This is a genomic window from Brevibacillus parabrevis (genome assembly GCF_003710905.1).
GTDB classification, from domain to species: domain Bacteria; phylum Bacillota; class Bacilli; order Brevibacillales; family Brevibacillaceae; genus Brevibacillus; species Brevibacillus parabrevis.
In genome coordinates this window covers 121,190-138,386 of record NZ_RHHV01000012.1, presented here as the reverse complement: position 1 = coordinate 138,386, position 17,197 = coordinate 121,190, and the positions used below count along the sequence as shown (strand labels likewise).

Below are 17,197 nucleotides of genomic sequence, written 5' to 3'. Positions count from 1 at the left end.
TCCTCACTTTCGCTCTGTTTGCTCCGGCTTGATGCGCAATTTCACAACGACCAAAATCGCAATGGCAACCAGCATCGCGCTCTTCACCGGCAGTTGGACATCCAGAATGGCAAAAATAAGCGCACCTGCGAACAGCAAAATGTACAAAAGCAATGTTTTCAAAATCGGCATGCGAATGCGGGTTGCAAATCCAAGGTAGTACACGATAATCAATTGCACAAACAAGATCCAAGCCCGGTTATGGTCTGCCCACAGGCGGAAGCTGTCAAACGCCGTGAGCTGATCCGGGTTGGCGGGTACGTAAGTTGAAGCAAGCTGTATCCAGTCCATCCTGATCTCTCCTGTAACGCAAAAGGATTTCTCGTTTCACATGCGGGAATCGACTGTTTCTTTTGCATCCTCTTATTCTGTTTCCACATTTTTATGTATCCTTTTTACTTTATCAGGTAACCGTTTCATTTGTCAAAATAGATCGGCACACACTTTGGCACGCGCCAGTTACTGCCTATTTTTGGGCGAACATGCTATGATGGACAAGTCAAGTATGCCAAAAAGGTGGGAATCCAATGAGCTTGTACGATATTGCCGTCCAAACGATTTCCGGAGAAGAGACGACGCTTGCCGCTTACAAAGGACAAGTGCTTCTGATCGTCAACACAGCCAGCCAGTGCGGTTTGACTCCGCAGTACAAAGGACTTCAGGAACTGTACACAAAATACAAGGACAAAGGCTTTGCCGTGCTCGGCTTTCCTTGCAACCAGTTTGCGGGTCAAGAACCAGGCAGCGAAGCAGAGATCGCTTCCTTTTGCGAAAGTCACTACGGCGTGACCTTCCCTCTGTTCGCCAAGCTCGAGGTCAATGGCCCTGGCACCCATCCTTTGTACCAGCACCTGAAAGCACACGCACCGGAAGGCGAAAGCGAAGATATCGAATGGAACTTCGCAAAATTTCTCGTCGACAAGGACGGACAGGTGGCCAAGCGCATCGGCGCCCGCGTGCAACCGGAAGAGCTTGCAGCCGACATCGAAAGTCTTTTGTAGATCAACCAAAGTCAAAAAAGCCGCTTCGTCCCGGTCAGGGCAAAGCGGCTTTCTTGTTATTCACGCTTAGGCTTGCGGTTGTGCTTCCCAGCGTCTTTGTTTTTCATAGCGCTCACGATCCGATTTGTTCAGATACTTTTTGCGCAGGCGAACGGAATGCGGAGTTACCTCGCACAGCTCGTCGTCATTCAAGTATTCCAAAGCTTCTTCGAGCGTCAGCAGACGTGGCGTCTTCATTTTTACCGTCTCGTCTTTCGTTGCGGAACGCACGTTTGTCGCATGCTTTTCCTTGCAGACGTTCACAGTCAGGTCATTGTCGCGGTTGTGCTCGCCCACGATCATGCCTTCGTATACTTCCGTACCAGGCTGGATGAACATGATTCCGCGATCCTCTACAGACATCAGTCCGTACGTGGTCGCTGTGCCTGTCTCATGGGAAATGAGCACCCCGGCATGGCGTCCACCTACCGCGCCTTGCACCAGCGGACGATAGCTGTCGAAGGAGTGGTTGAGGATGCCGTAGCCGCGAGTAATCGTCAAGAACTCTGTCCGGTAGCCGATCAAACCGCGGGATGGAATGATAAATTCCAGGCGAACTTGACCGAAGCCGTTGTTGATCATGTTGACCATCTCAGCCTTGCGTTGGCCAAGCGTCTCCATGACTGGCCCGGTGTACTCTTCCGGTACGTCGATCACGAGAAACTCTGCCGGCTCCATTTTTTGTCCATCGACCATACGCACGATAACTTCCGGCTTGGATACGCCCAGCTCGAAGCCTTCGCGACGCATGTTTTCGACCAGGATGGACAGATGCAATTCGCCGCGCCCAGATACGATGAAAGCATCTGGAGAATCTGTTTCCTCGACACGAAGAGATACATCTGTCTCCAATTCCGCCATCAGGCGATCACGCAGCTTGCGGGATGTTACGTGCTTGCCTTCGCGACCTGCAAACGGGCTGTTGTTCACCAGGAAAGTCATTTGCAGCGTTGGCTCGTCAATTTTCAGCAATGGCAATGCGTCTGGATGGTCTGCATGGCACACCGTTTCCCCGACGTTGATATCGTCAATCCCTGCGATCGCAACGATATCGCCCGCTCTTGCTGTTTTTTGTTCCACGCGCTGCAAGCCGGAGAAGCCAAACAGCTTTTGAATCCGCGCTTTTTTCACTTCGCCTTCGCGTGTGGTAACAGATACCATTTCATTTACGTTCATCGTTCCGCGGTAAATGCGGCCGATCCCGATACGACCCAAAAAGTCGTTGTAATCCAGCATGGTTACTTGCATTTGGAGTGGAGCCGCTTCGTCGGCATCAGGTGCAGGCATATGCTCAACAATGGTGTCGAAGAGTGGACGAAGGTCGCCTTCCAGCTTATCTGGCTTCATGCCTGCGATACCTTGCAGACCGGAAGCGTAAACGATCGGAAATTCCAGCTGATCTTCCGTCGCGTCCAGATCGATAAACAGGTCGTACACTTCGTTGATGACTTCTTGAGGGCGTGCATTGTCGCGGTCTACCTTGTTCACGACAACGATTGGGGTAACTTTTGCTTCGAGCGCTTTTTTCAATACGAAACGCGTTTGTGGCATACAGCCTTCAAATGCGTCAACAATCAAAAGAACGCCGTCCACCATGCTCATGATCCGCTCTACCTCGCCACCGAAGTCGGCGTGGCCCGGGGTATCCAAAATGTTGATGGTGAACTCATTGTATTTCACGGATGTCGTTTTCGCCAGGATCGTAATCCCGCGCTCCCGCTCCAGGTCGTTGGAGTCCATCATTCTCTCCTCTACCTGCTGATTGCTGCGGAATGTGCCCGATTGAATCAAAAGCTTGTCAACCAAAGTAGTTTTCCCGTGGTCAACGTGGGCAATAATCGCGATGTTGCGTATGTCAAGACGCTTCATGTGAACCTCCTCTGTTATGCATACCTTCCATATTAACAGGTCGTGAAACCCGGCACAATGGGCATTTTTTGACGGAAAGCACTTCCTGATTAGCATGTGCCACAAGCGCCATACTATAGACAGGAGGTGGTCTGCCATGAGGAAAAAAGGGCCGAGCTATTTAGCAGGCTTATGTTTGATTGCAGCAGCGCTGGTCGGGTGCGCAACTTCCAAAGCAGGTCCCGACACAGGAGCGCAGACGCAAAGCAGCTCGTATTCAAAGACACCGCTGACGCGATCCAGCATCGCGCACGATCATAACGCTTATACACAAGGAATCAACGCGCAAAACTACCTGAAAGGCTACACCTCAAACGGCTTCAATCAAAACCTCGCTGAACAGCTGACGAAAGCGGCAGACGACGTTCCCGGCGTAGATCGGGCCACAGTGGTCGTCAGCGGCAACGACGCCGTCATAGGCGTCAAAGTGCGCGACAACCTCGCCCAGCCCCAGGCAGAAGTGATTGAGCAACAGGTGCACTCGGCTTGCCGCGCAGTTTCCCCTGCCTTGCAGCTGCAAGTATCATCCGAGCCATCCGTATTTGATCGGGTACGCGCGATCAATGCGCAAATTTACCAGGAAGCCACCAATCGCACCAACGATCTTTTGCACGAAGGCGGTACGGCCGGACAAAAAGTGATGAACACCTCGACGGAGTTCACCAGACTCCTGCACGATATGGGCGCGACCGTCAAACAGCCGTAATGATGTCGCTCACTCACGTAAAAGAGGTGCGGAATGTGGTTCCGCACCTCTTGAATACTCTTCCGTTTGTTACTTGCTCACAACTTCAGCCACTTTGATTTCTGGCTCAATCACTTGCAGTTCACCAATTCCGCGAACGAGTTTCTTCGCGTAGGTTTTCTCCGGCTTCAGCACGGATACCAAGTAGTCGATAGCAACTTGCGGATCGACTGTCTCGCCACAAGTGTAGCAATCCAGAGCAGCAAAACCGCGCTCAGGATAAGTATGAATGGACAGGTGGCTTTCCGAGAGAAGAACCAGTACGGTAGCACCCTGAGGAGAAAACTGCTTTGCTTGCACGCTAAGCACCGTAGCTCCGCATGCCTCAGCAGCTTCAATCATTTCCTTTTTCAAAAATTCTGCGTCGTTCAACAAGTCAAACTGAACTCCCCATGTGTCAACAGCAACGTGTCTTCCGAAAGTCGAGTATTCCATCTTTCGGTTCCCCCTTCCTAACGAGTGTAATGTTAAACATCGCTAGGACCTGCGTCATTCACTAACGGGGGCGGTTTCCCTCTTGTTATCCACCCTTTGAAGTGAATCCTGGTTCCTAATCCTGTTTCCAACGAAAACAACAATACCATGTATTTGCCTACTTTGACAATACCCTTTTCAAGAAAAAGTCCAAGAAAAAAACGGGCACCATCTGGCACCCGTTTTCGTCGAACGTTCCTACACTTCTAATTCAAACAGCCGCTGCGACAATGACACTAAGCGTGCATCGATTGCTGGAAGCTTCTCAGGCGCAGCTCCCTTTGCCCAATTTCGCAAATCCAGCCAGCGGTCCGTCTCCTGACGCAAGGACTCGATCTCTCTTTCGCTGCCTTCTTGCTGGAACAACGACTCCAGCTCGCTCGCCGCGTTCAGAGAGGTATTTTCAAAGATGGACGTCTCCTCATCCCCAGACAATTCCTGAATGCTTACAACAGAACCTTGGTCGTAATGGTAGACCATGGTGAAGCCTTCGTAAATTCTGTGGACGATTCCGTAGCCCCGAAACGTTTTCATCGCTTTTCGCATCGCGTTTGCCAGCTGTCTGTCCCGAATGAGATAGGAGCTATCGCAGGAATAGCGGTTGCCCGCACGGCAAAAACTCAGTTGAATTTCGCCGTTATGGTCAGTCAGAATCACGTCGCGGTCGCCGTTGTCGCATACTTTGACATCGACTGAAATGTGTTCATTGGTGAAGAGCGAGACGAATTGGTTCAGCTCCTCTTCATTCACCGTAAAATAGGCCTTGGCGTAGTTGGTTGCTAAACGCTGTGCCATAAATATCTCCTCAATTCTTTTGGTTTCCGTGGGCCGATTACGACCAAACTGTGTCCAAATGTAGAGGAGATACGCTAAGTGTCAACGAAGGAACGCTGTAGAACCTGGCCTTGCCCCGCGAATCGAAAATCGATTTGGGTAATGAAGGCGGATCACCTACTTTTTGTTTTTCCGAAAAAAAGCCATCCTTGACACCTTTATTATACAACAGGCGCCCTCAAAAGTCTTGATGAAAAAGCAGATGAATTTGCGCAAAAATAACGAATATCTGCAATATAGCGCAGGGAGACGAAAGGATCTCCCTGAATCATTCATATGCTTGCGGTTTCAAAAGAATTCGCTAGGAGTTACAATCCAGGATTGGCAGTCATCGCCTTTTTGATTGCGGCCTGTTCTTCTTCGGACAAATGGTAAGTGGATGCGCCCGCTTCAATCGGCTTGGCATACACGCGCGATTCTTCCCGGCCGAAAATACTGGTGATCACCACGCCGTTTTGGGCATCGTCCAAAATCGCCATGGAAAAGCTGAGATCGCTTCCGACATCTCCAAAAGCGTTGTAGCGAATAATCGCTACTTTGCCACATTGGGCTGCAATGCGCTGCGACAGGCGATTAATCGTAAACTGCTGATCACTTTGCAGCTTTTTCACTTCATCCACCTGATCAAGCAATCTGTGCAGTCCTTCCTCCAGGTTGGCTCCTCCGGTACCTGTCATCAGCCTGTTGATCGATTTGCGCATCCGGTTGATGCGAACGGATTGCAGGATGATGACGAGCAGCAAAATCAGGGTCAGCGCGATGACCGCCAAGAGCAAAATCGCTACATTGGAAGTCTGGGATAGGAATGGTTCCAAAACATTTTCTTCCTTTCTGATACGTGCGTGCGTATAAGCAGTCAAAACCTCCTCTATTGTACCTCCGCATTGCCTGGCGTTCAAACAAAGTCTTGGGCAAAACAAGAATTACTAAAATTTGCGCAACCAAAAAAAGCGACACTCTCCATTGTGAGATGTCGCTTTTTTTAATTCGCACGCCTATGTGTCAAACTCATCGTCCTATGGTTATCCTCCAGTCTACCTACGCTTCCAGCAGCAGCATTTCCCGACGAAGCTGTTTTAGTATTTCCATGGATTTGCCAATTTGCGTCTGATCTTCTGCCTGTATCGCATCAAACAACGTCGCCAATTCGTAATCAAGCTCCAGGCGCAAGACAGGAATCCGTTCTTCTGAGTCGCGTCGTTTCAAAGCAGCAATCACCTGGTCCATCGTCACGTTGCAAAATTTTTCGTAGATCATTGTTTTCTCAGCTCCTTTAATTTCCACTATTCTGACGACTTCGCCGTACTGGACGTGCTTCACCAAGATGCAGTCTTCAAACGTGACCTTGATGATGGCGTGCCCCTTGGCTTGCTCCACGAAGCGGTATAGCACCAGCGCCACGCGGGAGTCATGCACCGGAACACCTGCCACTTGCAGCTTGTAAGACCCGTTTAATCGCTGCATTTTCCAGTCGGAAAGGCCGTCTGTGGTATTCACGAGGAGGTGAAACTGCTCGGGAGATTCCTTCCACGTGACGCTCACCCCCGCTTCCACCAGGGCCTGCACCATCGCGTGCAATGTTTTGCGATCAAACCAAACCGCGAGATTGTAATACTCCAACTCCATGCCGAGATTCATCCAGGCCCCTCCCGTTGACAGAATACTCAGATTTCACTTTCGCTGTAAGGGAGTGAGTGGTATATCATATTATTCACGCTTCGGTTTTGCTATTCATATCCCGGCAAGTATTTTTTTCCTGCGTGGTATGATATCATATGGAGGTTTCCAAGCTCCCTTGACAAGGACGTTCGCCCTTTTCTTTTGCATGGCGATCGATCATGGATAAATTGAGGTGTTTGTTTCATGACTGCTTTTTCCGGCTTTCACCAGGAAGACTTTGACGTTTTTGCCATTGATGGACTCGACCAGCGAATGGACGCCATCAAAACGATTGTTCGTCCCAAGCTTGAAGCGCTTGGCCATCATTTCGCGCCTGTCTTGTCGCTTAAAACCGGGGACGAGATGTTTTTTCATGTAGCCAAGCACGCTCGCCGTACCGTCAACCCGCCAAAAGATACGTGGGTTGCCTGGGCCAATGACAAACGCGGGTACAAAAAGCATCCCCACTTTCAAATCGGGCTATGGCAGACTCACCTGTTTGTCTGGTATGCCGTGATTTACGAAGCGCCGGCGAAAACCGAGATCAGCCAGTCGCTCCAGTCCAAACTCGACGAGGTCATGACGCTCGTGCCGGATACGTTCCACTGGTCGCCTGACCACACGGAGCCAACGAGCCATTCTCAGGCAGAACTGGGCCGAGACGGCGTGAAAAAGCTGGTGGACAGGCTGGCTCAAGTAAAAAAGGCGGAGCTGCTCTGCGGCATTACGATTGATCGCCATGATCCCGTGCTCGCCGATCCGGAAGCCTTGCTGGAACGCCTCGAAAACACGTTTACCGTCCTCGGCAAGCTGTATACAATCGGTCGTTAACCTTTCATCTATCGCCTCCCTGGCATTTGGTTAAGGTATATGCAAAAGAACAGGTCCGCTTTCTTTTGAAAAGCGCTTGCCTGTTCTTTTGTTTTTGGCACACCCTGACGGCACAATAACGGGCATCCTAAAATAGGCTCGCCTATCTATCTGCCTATCTGCCCTGAAAACTGTTCAATCGCCCAAGCCCGCCTTCCACCTCTTGCAGCATCCGCTCGAACAGCTGCTGCACGGTCGGGATGTCGTCGATCAGGCCGATGACTTGACCAGCCCAGCCAAAGCCGTTGTCACAGTCGCCTTCGTAAATAAAGGTGCGGTTATTTTCGCCGCTGATGAAGCTTTTCAGCTCTTCATAGCCGGCTCCTGCTTTTTCCATTTGCAAAATGCGGTCCGATCCTGGCGTGCGCACGACCCTCGCCGGGGCTCCCAGCGTCCTTTTGATGACGGCGGTATCTTGCTCGGTTCCGTTCAATAGAGCCTGCTTGTACGCCTCATGGGCATGCACGCATTCCTGTGTGGCGATGAAGCGTGTTCCCATCTCCACCCCTTCGGCACCGAGAGCGAGCGCAGCGAGAAGCCCGCGACCGTCACCGATTCCGCCGCTTGCCAGCACCGGAATGTTTACAGAGTCCACGACGCGCGGAATCAGCACGAACGTACCGATATCATCGCGTCCAAGGTGGCCGCCGCCTTCCTGTCCGACCGCCATGACCGCGTCTGCCCCCATCGCTTCCGCTTTTTGCGCTTGCCGCACGGAAGCGACCAGCACGAGCTTTTTGATCGGATGACCGTCCAGCCTGCGCAAAAGAGGTTCGGGATTGCCTCCCGTCACGGAGATGGCTGCTACGCCCTCCTCGATGGCAACCTCCAGCGCCTCCTCATAAGGGCGGTTGTATTGGCCAATCGCGAAGTTGACGCCAAAAGGTTTGTCCGTCAACTGCCGCACCTTGCGAATTTCTTCGCGCAGCGCTTCTGCCGAGGGCAGCGACATCGCGGTGACCTGTCCCAATCCTCCCGCATTTGACACAGCTGCTGCCAATTCTGCGTATGCTAGATAGGCCAATCCGCCCTGAACTACCGGATGGTCGATTTTCAGCAGTTCCGTTACTCTTGTTTTCATCCCCATCCCCCCATTTTTGTTATGCTTCTCGGCTACCAGAGGAAACTCCTGCTGCCACACGCGAATATGAATAAAAATTCGCTTGCTTTCCCCCCCTATTTTGCTATACTCAATTTGTTTGTTTTATCCCCTTTATTCTTGATTCGTAAAGCGAGGCGATCGTAGTGAGACAAATGAAAACTCCTTTGTTCAGCGGGTTGTTGGAGCACGCCAACCGGAACCCGATTCAATTTCACATTCCGGGCCATAAGAAAGGTATGGGCATGCATCCGGCATTTCGCGAGTTCATCGGGGAGAACGCTCTCTCGATAGACCTCATCAACATTGCCCCGCTGGATGACTTGCACCATCCGAAAGCAATGATTAAAGAAGCGCAAGAACTGGCTGCCGAAGCGTTCGGCGCTGACCATACATTTTTCTCTGTTCAAGGGACGAGCGGCGCGATTATGGCGATGATTATGGCGACGTGCAGCCCTGGAGACAAAATTATTGTGCCGAGAAACGTGCATAAATCCGTCATGTCGGCGATTATTTTTGCCGGAGCGGTACCGATTTTCATTCATCCAGCGATGGACGAGCGTTTGGGGATTTCCCACGGGATTACAGTGAAAGCCGTGCAAAAAGCGCTGGAAGCCCACCCTGACGCGGCTGCCCTGCTGGTCATCAACCCTACTTATTTCGGGATTGCCGGAGACTTGCGCGAAATCGTGCGCACGGCCCACAACTACGAAATTCCGGTGTTGGTGGATGAAGCACACGGCGTGCATATCCACTTCCACTCTGAGTTGCCGATTTCAGCGATGCAAGCCGGGGCTGACATGGCGGCAACGAGCGTTCACAAGCTGGGCGGATCGCTTACGCAAACGTCCATTCTCAACGTCCGCGAAGGATTGGTCGATGTCGACCGCGTCAAGACAGTGCTAAGCATGCTCACGACGACGTCTACCTCGTACATTTTTCTGGCCTCGCTCGATATGGCCCGTCAGCACTTGGCGCTCAACGGCAAAATGCTGGCTGACCAGGCCATGCAGCTGGCGAACAAAGCGCGCGACATGATCAATGAGATTCCGCGCATCTACTGTGTCGGCAAAGAAATTCTCGGGAAGCCTGCCACCTACGCCATGGACCCGACCAAGCTGTTGATTCACGTCCGCGATCTTGGCATTACGGGCTGGGAAGTGGAAAACTGGCTGCGCGACAAGTACAACATCGAAGTGGAAATGAGCGACTTGTACAACGTGCTCTGTTTTGTTACCGCCGGGGATACGGAAGACTCCGTTCAATCGCTGGTCAACGCTCTGCGTGAGTTGTCAGTGGAGTTTTCCCACGTGCAGGCAGAAGAAAAGCCAACGATCTCTCTGCCGAACATCCCGGTGCTGTCCACGACACCACGCGATGCGTTCTATGCCGAAACCGAAACCATTCCGCTGGTGGAAGCGGCAGGCCGCGTAACTACCGAGTTTATCATGGTCTACCCGCCAGGCATTCCGATTTTCTTGCCGGGAGAAGTCATCACCGAAGAAAACATCGCCTACATCCAGGAAAACATTCGCGTCGGACTTCCTGTACAAGGCCCGGAAGACGAATCGCTGAAAACGATCAAAGTCATCAAACGCCAAACCGCCATTTCGGGATAAGCTCGCCGAACTTGCATCCCAAGCCGTTGCCTCTGCGGAGACAACGGCTTTTTGCTTTTTTGGGCATGTATCGCCTGAACCTTTTGAGATAAGATAGAAATGGGAAAAATCAGGAAGGTGTTGATCCTTTTGCCAGACTGGTCCTATCAAACGTTGTTTCGGCCCTTGCTTTTTCTGCTGCCAGCCGAACACGCCAGAAGTCTGACCCTCACCGCCATCGGCACGCTGGCAAAGCTGCCTGGCGGCTCGGCCATCATCGAGCTGATGGGCCATATGCATCCGCCTGCAACTTTATCCAAAACAGTCGGCGCACTGACCTTCCCTGCTCCGGTTGGCCTGGGAGCTGGTCTAGACCCGGCTGGAACAGCGCTTAGAGCATTGTCACGCTTCGGTTTTGGCTACATCGAGCTGGGGCCAGTTACGCTTGCGCCGCTTGCCGATTCCGGGCAGACAGCTCGGAACGTGGGTGCTTCCGCCATTACGTACAGGACACCGCTTGAAAATCCGGGAATCGAAGCCGTAGAAAGCCGTTTGCGCCAATCCACTTCCACGCCGTCAGCGATCCCGCTCGGAGCCAGATTGGGGTTTCGTCCGGGGGCAACATTAGAGGAAGCGACAGCGGAGAGAGAACAGCTGATGGCCCGCTTGCAGCCGTACTGCGCCTTTTTTTCGTTGGACTGCCGCGCCATGGAAGGAGACAACCCGTGGAGTGACGCCGAGTGGCAGCATCATCTGGCCTGTTTGCGGCAAGCTACCGAGCTGCCCGTCCTGCTGGCGATCCCGCCTGACCTGGAGGAAAACCAGTGGCTTCGTCTGCTCCGCCTGGCCCGGCAAGCAGGGCTGAACGGCGTGATCGTATGCGGGGGCGTCAGAGGCGTAGGCGTACAGCAGCGGGAGCGGGATGCGGAAAACGTGCATACTGCTGCATACGTCACAGGCGAGCCGTCACACGCAGCTTCTCTCCAAGCTGTTTCCCGCACCAGAGCGGCCTGGCCTGAATGCCTTTTGATCGGCTCTGGCGGCATCCTAGAACCGGCAGACGCTCTTGCTTTTTTTGACGCTGGCGCTGACTTTGTCCAGTTGCACAGCGGCTTGGTCTACTCCGGTCCTGGTCTGCCGAAGCGAATCAACGAAGCGATTTTGCAATCCCGTTTCGGCGCATGCGCTTCGCTGGACTGCCCGCTCCCGGACATGGACAAGGAAGCAGCGGCAGTGTCTGAAACGACCACGACTACGAAAAAGCCACAGGAACGATCCGCCTTGTGGCTTCCTTCCTGGCTTTGCGGGCTGCTTTTGGGCATCGGGATGATCATCGGCGGCGCACTGGCGTGGCTGGTTGCCGTTGCCAGCGTCATCCTCCCGTACGACGAACGTTTTTTGCAAATGAGCGCGGAACAACTTGCTTTGATCAGCCCGCAGCTGCTTTCGTTTATGGCTCACGACCGGATCAGCCTGGCGGGAACGATGATCTCGATCGGCATCATGTATGCGCAGCTATCGTATCACGGCTTGCGCAACGACATTCATTGGACGCGCGCCGTGCTGCTCGCTTCCGGAGCGGTCGGATTCTCCAGCTTTTTCCTGTTTATTGGCTACGGCTATTTTGACTACATGCACGCGATTCTGGCGCTGCTTTTGCTCCCGCTGTTCTTGCTTGCTCTGCGTACGCGAGCCAACAGACATATGCCTGCCCTTCCGCCAGACGTACATAACGACCGGACGTGGAAAATGGCTTTGTGGGGGCAGCTGCTTTTTGTCATCATCGGCTTTAGCCTGACGGGAGCTGGACTGATCATTTCCCTGATCGGGATTACTGGCGTCTTCGTTCCATCCGACTTGGTCTTTCTTTGCGTATCCGCAGAAATGCTGAACGCCTTTAACGAAAAGCTGATTCCGCTGATCGCTCACGACAGGGCAGGTTTTGGCGGTGCGCTTGTATCGGACGGTCTCGCTGTCCTCTTGATCAGCTTGTGGGGCTTCCGCCGCGGGGAAGCGTGGGTGTGGTGGACGCTGTTCCTCGCTGGCATACCGGGGTTCGCTGCGGGCATCGGGATTCACTTTGCCGTCGGCTACGTCGACTTCTGGCATTTGTTCCCCGCTTATGTGGCCGTCCTTTTGTTTCTGGCCGGATTACTGCTGACAAAGCCGTATTTATGCCAAATTCCAGCAACTCCCCCTGCTTAGAAAACCTGGCTGCGCCAAGCCTTTGGCGCAGTCTTGGTTGCACTTATACTAGATAAGCATCTGATCAATTCTTATCTGTGCAAAGAAGCGCTCGCGCAGTGAAAAACGGTTTGCACGCAAAAAAGCAGACAGCTGGAAAATGTCCACTGTCTGCTTTTTGCTTGCGCATTCATTCTAGTAGGTGACGCGCACCACGACTTCGTCCACGTCGCTTTGCTTCATGTAATTGTCAAAACGTCTCTTGTCGTTTACGACCTCGCGCATGGTCATGGTAACTTCCTCGTCCGTTCCTTCAAAGAACACATACACAAAATTGTTGTAGCCGACTTCTTTGAGCAGTTTGCCCAAAGTGTTGTTATTGAGCAAGTCGACATACTTGAACTCTTTTACTTCACCAGGCTCCGGCTTTTCTTCCCCTGGCTCCTCTTCCTCATCGCTGTCTTGCGGTTTCGCAAATGCCATCGTGTACACAACCGGATCTCCATCGCGCTCATCGATCCAAACAACGCGGTTGCCGCCGATTCGCGCACTGGACATTTCCGCTTTTTCGTTCCATTCGACGTCGCTGAACGAACCGTCTTCTGCATCATACAGCTCATAGTAGAAATCATTGTCTTTCTTCGTCAGGCGGTTGTCTTCAAACAACACCATATTGCGGGAAGCTTGCGGATTTTTTTGATCGCGATCGTTGAAACGCATCAGCAAATCGGTCCGTTGGCGATCCATGTTGTAGCGGTACAAATCCCAGCCAGTCTTGGACTTGTCGCTTGTTTCGCTCCAAACGACAAAATCGTCACCGATTTGCGCCGATTGCACGTTAACATTTTTGCGGATTTCTGTCGTGTCTTGTTCATCGATTTCGTACAAATAAACGCTCGCCGTTTTCTTGCCAGTCTCTGCCACCCAGGCAGCGTAGTTTCCGTAAATATCGATGGAGAGCGGCTCACTCTTCAAGCTCTCGATCTCCGTCGTTTTTTCTGTCGCCAAATCGGTAATCATCAGATCAGCCCGGCGATTGATGTTCACCCAGAAAAGGTTGTCGCCATCGACTTCGTACAGCTTGTCGCTCGGCTCCTGATCTTCATCTTCGTCCGTAATCTGTTTGGTTGTCCCTTTGCGAATATCGTAGGCAACCAGCGCATCTTCCTTCTGGTCATACCAGACGACGTAGCGCCCACTTACAACGGCTCTTTCCGGATCGGAGTCCTCGCTGCTGATCGTTTTGCTTGTACCTTTTTCTGTATCATACAGAATGACAGCATTGCCCTTTTTGGCTTCTGCCACGTACACGACATAACGGTCGGAAGCGTCTGGTTGAATCGGCTTGCCGGAAGTGGTCCCGAGCGGAATGACTTCTTGTTCGTCCAGGTCGTACAGACTCAAGCGCAGTTTTTTGTTGTTGTCCTTCTTGGCATACAGCACGTAGTCTTCGTAAAGGCGAGGACCGACCTCGTCAAAAATGTTGCTGACGATTTCTTTGCCAAACGTTTTGTTTAATTGGTGGTAAACCAAATCGTCATCTTCCAGATAGACGACTCTGTCTTTGAAAATATGTACGAATCCCTTGCTGTCCGAACTATCTGTAAGCTGTTTGTTTTTACCGCCGCTGATCGAATATTGGTAAATTTGTTGGCTCGTACTGTTCTCGTACACGATCTTGTCGTTGTAAATGCTTGGCTCGATCTGATCGCCTTTTCCGGAGACTGCCGCTTTTTCTACTCCGCGCTCGATGTCGTAGTAGTAGATGTCGTAGTTGCCTTCTCTCTTGTCTGCCCAAGCTACATAGCTGTCGCCCACGGTTGGAGACTCGGCTTTCCCGCTTGTGGACACGCGTGTCGTATCACCTGTCGAGATGTTGTACAAATAAATGTCTGTACCTTCATCGCTCTTGTCTGCCCAGGCGACTTGCTTTCCTGTGATTTCCAGACCGCTTACCGAAGAGTCTTTTGTCAAACGGATCTCTTCGTCTTTGGCGATATCGTACAGGTATACATCGGAGCCTCCGTTGCGAGAGTCGATCCAGACGACGTATTTCCCGTCCACTCTCGGGCTTGTTTTGTCGGACTTTTTATCACCGATTTTCAATTCTGTCTGTTTGCTGAGGTTGTACAGGGTGAGTGTTTTCTCGCCTTCCACTTTCCATACGGCATAATCTTTGGAAATGTCGAAACCATCCTCAGAAATTTCAGGTTGACTAGCGTCTATTTTGATTTCCTCTCCGACACTGTTAGCGAACGCTGGCGTCCCGGTCCACAAGGAGCTGACCAGTAGCGCTGCGGCCATCAGTCCTTGCATGGGCTTTCGTTTCATGAAACAATTCCTCCTTTTGCAACGATTATCACACTTCCCCATTATCCTTCAATATGAAAAGGTTGTCAAAAAAAACAGGCCCCGAACTGAGTGGCCTGCGCGTTTTATCCTATTCTTTTTCCTGTCTCTGATCAGGTCGGCACTCGCAGTTGCAAGCCGCATAAAGCGTTTTCACTGAGTTGCTCTCAAAATGCTCGATGATGGTCCCGCAAGTCTGACATACGATAGTTCCCATCTGTGTCCCCTCCGCATTGGATTCCTCATGAAATGTGATAACACATATCCTTCGATTCAACGTACTCTCATCTTAATATGCCACACCATTAGGAGTCAATACGGTAATTGCACACAATTTGAATTTAATTAGTATGTCACATTGGTTTTGGCGATTTCATCCAGCCAGTTGCCGATTTGCCGGAGTACATCCTCGCGCTCCGGCTCGTTCAGCACCTCGTGGCGCAAGCCTGGCAAACGCCGAAACGTTTTGTTTCCCTGTATGCCTTCGGCGAAGCGCTCGACAGCATCGGCATCGACGAGAGAGTCGTCACCTGCCTGGAGCACCAGCACAGGCACCGCAAGCTGTCCACTTTGCGCAAAAGCCATGTTCATCGCTTTGTGCAATTCCTGAAACCACCGTACACTGACCTTTGGATAGTTGAGTGGATCGCTTTTGTAAGCAGCCTGAACCGCCACATCCCGCGAAACCATGTCAGGGCTGATCCCGTTGGCGATGGCAAGCGTCGGCCAAACGCGGTCGAGCAGACTCGCCACCCGCGCCTTCCACGCCGGAACCGCCAGCTTCAGCGCAAGGCACGGAGAAGTCAGGATCAGTCCCGTCAGCTCACGAGCGAGCTTCTCTTCCTGCACGAAGCGAGTCGCAATTAATCCGCCCAGGCTGTGCCCGAGCAAAAAGACGGGACGCTTTCCGGCGCTGTCTTGCAGGGCAAACGCCGTCCACTCCCGCACCCTTTGCAAATAATCGTCAAACGAGTCGATATGCCCCCTGATTCCCGGCGAACGCCCCCAGCCTGGCAAATCTCCTGCATACACATCCCAGCCTTGCTGATTCAAAAAAGCGGCGACATGCTCATACCGCCCGTGGTGTTCTCCTGTTCCATGCACCAGCACGATTGCTCCTCTCGGCTCGCTGGCCGCCCATTTATGTACGTTCATCGATCTGGCCTCCTGTTCCTTATCCCGATTGTAAGCCGGGTCACCCGCCTTCGTAAACAGGGCACTCCGCTTGCTTTCGAGACAGCCACGGCGCTCTAGCAAAAAAGACGGGCAGAAGATAAACTTCTGCCCGCCTGCTAGTACTGATTCTCTTCAAATGAAATGGTCGGTAGGTACTGTTGGAAAAATTCAGCGAGCGCCTGGGCTTCGCTTTCCGAGTCCAGTCGGAAAACTTTTTGCAAATATCCCGGCTTTACCGCATCCTCTGAACAGAGAAGGGTTGATTGCCCCGTTTGCATACAGACCACCAACGGCTTTCCATAAAACTTGTGTGTAAATACAATCCCAAAGTCGTGTCTGGTTCCCTCAGAAACAAATCCGAGAAAACGGACATTCGCGTTCTCAGAAACGTCGTATAAGTGTTCGTAGTGCTCCATCAGCAATCCCTCCTCATCTTGGTTTTCACTCCGGAAATATTTCAAAAATATTCGGAGTATTTAACAGTATACACGAAAATCGGCTTTTTTGCCACCCTCTGCTCCTTAACTAATCAGATGAGTAGGATTCATCACGCGATCTTCGCCCTCCTGAATCCATCTCACCTTCTCCGCTCCGTGCAGCGATTGGGCGACAAAGGAGAGACATTCGAAGAACAATTCGACTACTGCTGTACTGTATCGTTCCTCCATTTTCTCCAGGGCATACGTCAATCTGAAAATTGATGGGACATTTCTTCTGCTTTCTTCCAAAACTTCTTTGCCTCGCTGGGTTGGGTACACATGGACGACCCGTCCGTCCAGCTCAGACTTTTCAATCGTCACCATCCCTTTCTCCATCAACTTTTTGATGTGAATGACGATCGAAGACGGGTGCCAGAAAGTCCAATCGGCAATTTGGGTGACACGCACTCCTTCATAACAGTAAATGATCCAGAGAATGTTTAACTGCACGGAGGAATCCAATTCGGCTTCCTTCGCCGCCCGCTCCCAGTCTTCCTTGTTTACCACATCAATGGCGCGCATCGTGTTCAATGCTTCAAATACGTGTCTAATCGAGGCCTCCTGCATGGGCTTACTCCTCCATGATCCTTTATCGTTCACTTATCGACTATATAAATAGTATTTATATTTTACACTTTTCAGAAAAGACACGCAATTGTTTTCGTTTCGCAACTGTCTCATTGCCAAAGAGTGGAAGCAATGCTACACTAAACGCAGATATTCCCGGTACTAGGAGGGTGCAA

17 protein-coding genes are annotated in these 17,197 nt (G+C 51.8%); 5 read left to right on the top strand and 12 right to left on the bottom strand.

Going from position 1 to position 17,197, the window contains the following annotated elements; all coding sequences use genetic code 11:
- Window positions 1-3: 3 nt before the first annotated feature.
- Window positions 4-330, bottom strand: coding sequence for a YlaH-like family protein (locus tag EDM60_RS16525; RefSeq protein WP_122964958.1), 327 nt, complete (start codon window positions 328-330; stop codon window positions 4-6).
- 236 nt (window positions 331-566) lie between these two features.
- On the opposite strand from EDM60_RS16525, the gene EDM60_RS16520 reads away from it, so the two are divergent.
- Window positions 567-1,040, top strand: coding sequence for a glutathione peroxidase (locus EDM60_RS16520; RefSeq protein ID WP_122964957.1), 474 nt, complete (start codon window positions 567-569; stop codon window positions 1,038-1,040).
- A 66-nt stretch (window positions 1,041-1,106) separates the two neighbouring features.
- On the opposite strand, the gene typA is transcribed toward EDM60_RS16520, so the two are convergent.
- Window positions 1,107-2,948 (bottom strand): translational GTPase TypA, encoded by a 1,842-nt coding sequence (typA, locus tag EDM60_RS16515; protein WP_122964955.1) that lies wholly within the window; start codon window positions 2,946-2,948, stop codon window positions 1,107-1,109.
- Between the two features lie 136 nt (window positions 2,949-3,084).
- Between typA and EDM60_RS16510 the strand changes: the two genes are divergently transcribed.
- Window positions 3,085-3,693, top strand: coding sequence for a YhcN/YlaJ family sporulation lipoprotein (locus EDM60_RS16510; RefSeq protein WP_122964954.1), 609 nt, complete (start codon window positions 3,085-3,087; stop codon window positions 3,691-3,693).
- A gap of 69 nt (window positions 3,694-3,762) precedes the next feature.
- Here the strand turns inward: EDM60_RS16510 and speD are convergent, their stop codons facing one another.
- The 4 genes from speD to EDM60_RS16490 all read right to left on the bottom strand — a co-directional run bounded on the left by speD (window position 3,763) and on the right by EDM60_RS16490 (window position 6,678).
- Window positions 3,763-4,167 (bottom strand): adenosylmethionine decarboxylase, encoded by a 405-nt coding sequence (gene speD / locus EDM60_RS16505; protein ID WP_063229709.1) that lies wholly within the window; start codon window positions 4,165-4,167, stop codon window positions 3,763-3,765.
- 237 nt (window positions 4,168-4,404) lie between these two features.
- Window positions 4,405-5,001 (bottom strand): hypothetical protein, encoded by a 597-nt coding sequence (locus EDM60_RS16500; RefSeq protein WP_063229710.1) that lies wholly within the window; start codon window positions 4,999-5,001, stop codon window positions 4,405-4,407.
- A gap of 347 nt (window positions 5,002-5,348) precedes the next feature.
- Window positions 5,349-5,855, bottom strand: coding sequence for a DUF4446 family protein (locus EDM60_RS16495; protein WP_122965469.1), 507 nt, complete (start codon window positions 5,853-5,855; stop codon window positions 5,349-5,351).
- Between the two features lie 223 nt (window positions 5,856-6,078).
- Entirely contained in the window at window positions 6,079-6,678 is a 600-nt protein-coding gene (locus EDM60_RS16490; RefSeq protein WP_122964953.1) for a hypothetical protein, read from the bottom strand.
- Between the two features lie 225 nt (window positions 6,679-6,903).
- Between EDM60_RS16490 and EDM60_RS16485 the strand changes: the two genes are divergently transcribed.
- Window positions 6,904-7,530 carry a YktB family protein gene (locus EDM60_RS16485; RefSeq protein ID WP_063229713.1) on the top strand — a complete coding sequence of 209 codons (627 nt, stop codon included), beginning with the start codon at window positions 6,904-6,906 and terminating at the stop codon, window positions 7,528-7,530.
- A gap of 154 nt (window positions 7,531-7,684) precedes the next feature.
- On the opposite strand, the gene EDM60_RS16480 is transcribed toward EDM60_RS16485, so the two are convergent.
- Window positions 7,685-8,650 carry an NAD(P)H-dependent flavin oxidoreductase gene (locus tag EDM60_RS16480; RefSeq protein WP_122965468.1) on the bottom strand — a complete coding sequence of 322 codons (966 nt, stop codon included), beginning with the start codon at window positions 8,648-8,650 and terminating at the stop codon, window positions 7,685-7,687.
- Window positions 8,651-8,814: 164 nt separating this feature from the next.
- Here EDM60_RS16480 and EDM60_RS16475 point away from each other — a divergent pair, with 164 nt between their 5' ends.
- Both EDM60_RS16475 and EDM60_RS16470 read left to right on the top strand, forming a co-directional pair.
- Window positions 8,815-10,287, top strand: a complete 1,473-nt coding sequence (locus EDM60_RS16475; RefSeq protein WP_122964952.1) for an aminotransferase class I/II-fold pyridoxal phosphate-dependent enzyme — start codon at window positions 8,815-8,817, stop codon at window positions 10,285-10,287.
- 129 nt (window positions 10,288-10,416) lie between these two features.
- Window positions 10,417-12,471 (top strand): dihydroorotate dehydrogenase, encoded by a 2,055-nt coding sequence (locus tag EDM60_RS16470; protein WP_122965467.1) that lies wholly within the window; start codon window positions 10,417-10,419, stop codon window positions 12,469-12,471.
- Window positions 12,472-12,645: 174 nt separating this feature from the next.
- Here the strand turns inward: EDM60_RS16470 and EDM60_RS16465 are convergent, their stop codons facing one another.
- The 5 genes from EDM60_RS16465 to EDM60_RS16445 form a co-directional block, all read right to left on the bottom strand.
- Window positions 12,646-14,781: a TolB-like translocation protein gene (locus EDM60_RS16465; protein WP_122964951.1), complete on the bottom strand. Its 2,136-nt coding sequence runs from the start codon at window positions 14,779-14,781 to the stop codon at window positions 12,646-12,648.
- 109 nt (window positions 14,782-14,890) lie between these two features.
- Window positions 14,891-15,016, bottom strand: coding sequence for a GapA-binding peptide SR1P (locus tag EDM60_RS16460; protein ID WP_083955739.1), 126 nt, complete (start codon window positions 15,014-15,016; stop codon window positions 14,891-14,893).
- Between the two features lie 128 nt (window positions 15,017-15,144).
- Window positions 15,145-15,954, bottom strand: a complete 810-nt coding sequence (locus tag EDM60_RS16455) for an alpha/beta hydrolase (protein WP_122964950.1) — start codon at window positions 15,952-15,954, stop codon at window positions 15,145-15,147.
- A gap of 137 nt (window positions 15,955-16,091) precedes the next feature.
- Window positions 16,092-16,391 carry a DUF3055 domain-containing protein gene (locus tag EDM60_RS16450; protein ID WP_063229717.1) on the bottom strand — a complete coding sequence of 100 codons (300 nt, stop codon included), beginning with the start codon at window positions 16,389-16,391 and terminating at the stop codon, window positions 16,092-16,094.
- A gap of 105 nt (window positions 16,392-16,496) precedes the next feature.
- Complete coding sequence (locus tag EDM60_RS16445; RefSeq protein ID WP_122964949.1) at window positions 16,497-17,021, bottom strand: MarR family winged helix-turn-helix transcriptional regulator; 525 nt, start codon at window positions 17,019-17,021, stop codon at window positions 16,497-16,499.
- Window positions 17,022-17,197: the final 176 nt, after the last annotated feature.

Bases quoted from the DNA above. Each gene is read 5' to 3' on its own strand.
- EDM60_RS16525 (WP_122964958.1), bottom strand. From the start codon at position 330: ATGGACTGGATACAGCTTGCTTCAACTTACGTACCCGCCAACCCGGAT.
- EDM60_RS16520 (WP_122964957.1), top strand. From the start codon at position 567: ATGAGCTTGTACGATATTGCCGTCCAAACGATTTCCGGAGAAGAGACG.
- typA (WP_122964955.1), bottom strand. From the start codon at position 2,948: ATGAAGCGTCTTGACATACGCAACATCGCGATTATTGCCCACGTTGAC.
- EDM60_RS16510 (WP_122964954.1), top strand. From the start codon at position 3,085: ATGAGGAAAAAAGGGCCGAGCTATTTAGCAGGCTTATGTTTGATTGCA.
- speD (WP_063229709.1), bottom strand. From the start codon at position 4,167: ATGGAATACTCGACTTTCGGAAGACACGTTGCTGTTGACACATGGGGA.
- EDM60_RS16500 (WP_063229710.1), bottom strand. From the start codon at position 5,001: ATGGCACAGCGTTTAGCAACCAACTACGCCAAGGCCTATTTTACGGTG.
- EDM60_RS16490 (WP_122964953.1), bottom strand. From the start codon at position 6,678: ATGAATCTCGGCATGGAGTTGGAGTATTACAATCTCGCGGTTTGGTTT.
- EDM60_RS16485 (WP_063229713.1), top strand. From the start codon at position 6,904: ATGACTGCTTTTTCCGGCTTTCACCAGGAAGACTTTGACGTTTTTGCC.
- EDM60_RS16480 (WP_122965468.1), bottom strand. From the start codon at position 8,650: ATGAAAACAAGAGTAACGGAACTGCTGAAAATCGACCATCCGGTAGTT.
- EDM60_RS16465 (WP_122964951.1), bottom strand. From the start codon at position 14,781: ATGAAACGAAAGCCCATGCAAGGACTGATGGCCGCAGCGCTACTGGTC.
- EDM60_RS16460 (WP_083955739.1), bottom strand. From the start codon at position 15,016: ATGGGAACTATCGTATGTCAGACTTGCGGGACCATCATCGAGCATTTT.
- EDM60_RS16455 (WP_122964950.1), bottom strand. From the start codon at position 15,954: ATGAACGTACATAAATGGGCGGCCAGCGAGCCGAGAGGAGCAATCGTG.
- EDM60_RS16450 (WP_063229717.1), bottom strand. From the start codon at position 16,391: ATGGAGCACTACGAACACTTATACGACGTTTCTGAGAACGCGAATGTC.
- EDM60_RS16445 (WP_122964949.1), bottom strand. From the start codon at position 17,021: ATGCAGGAGGCCTCGATTAGACACGTATTTGAAGCATTGAACACGATG.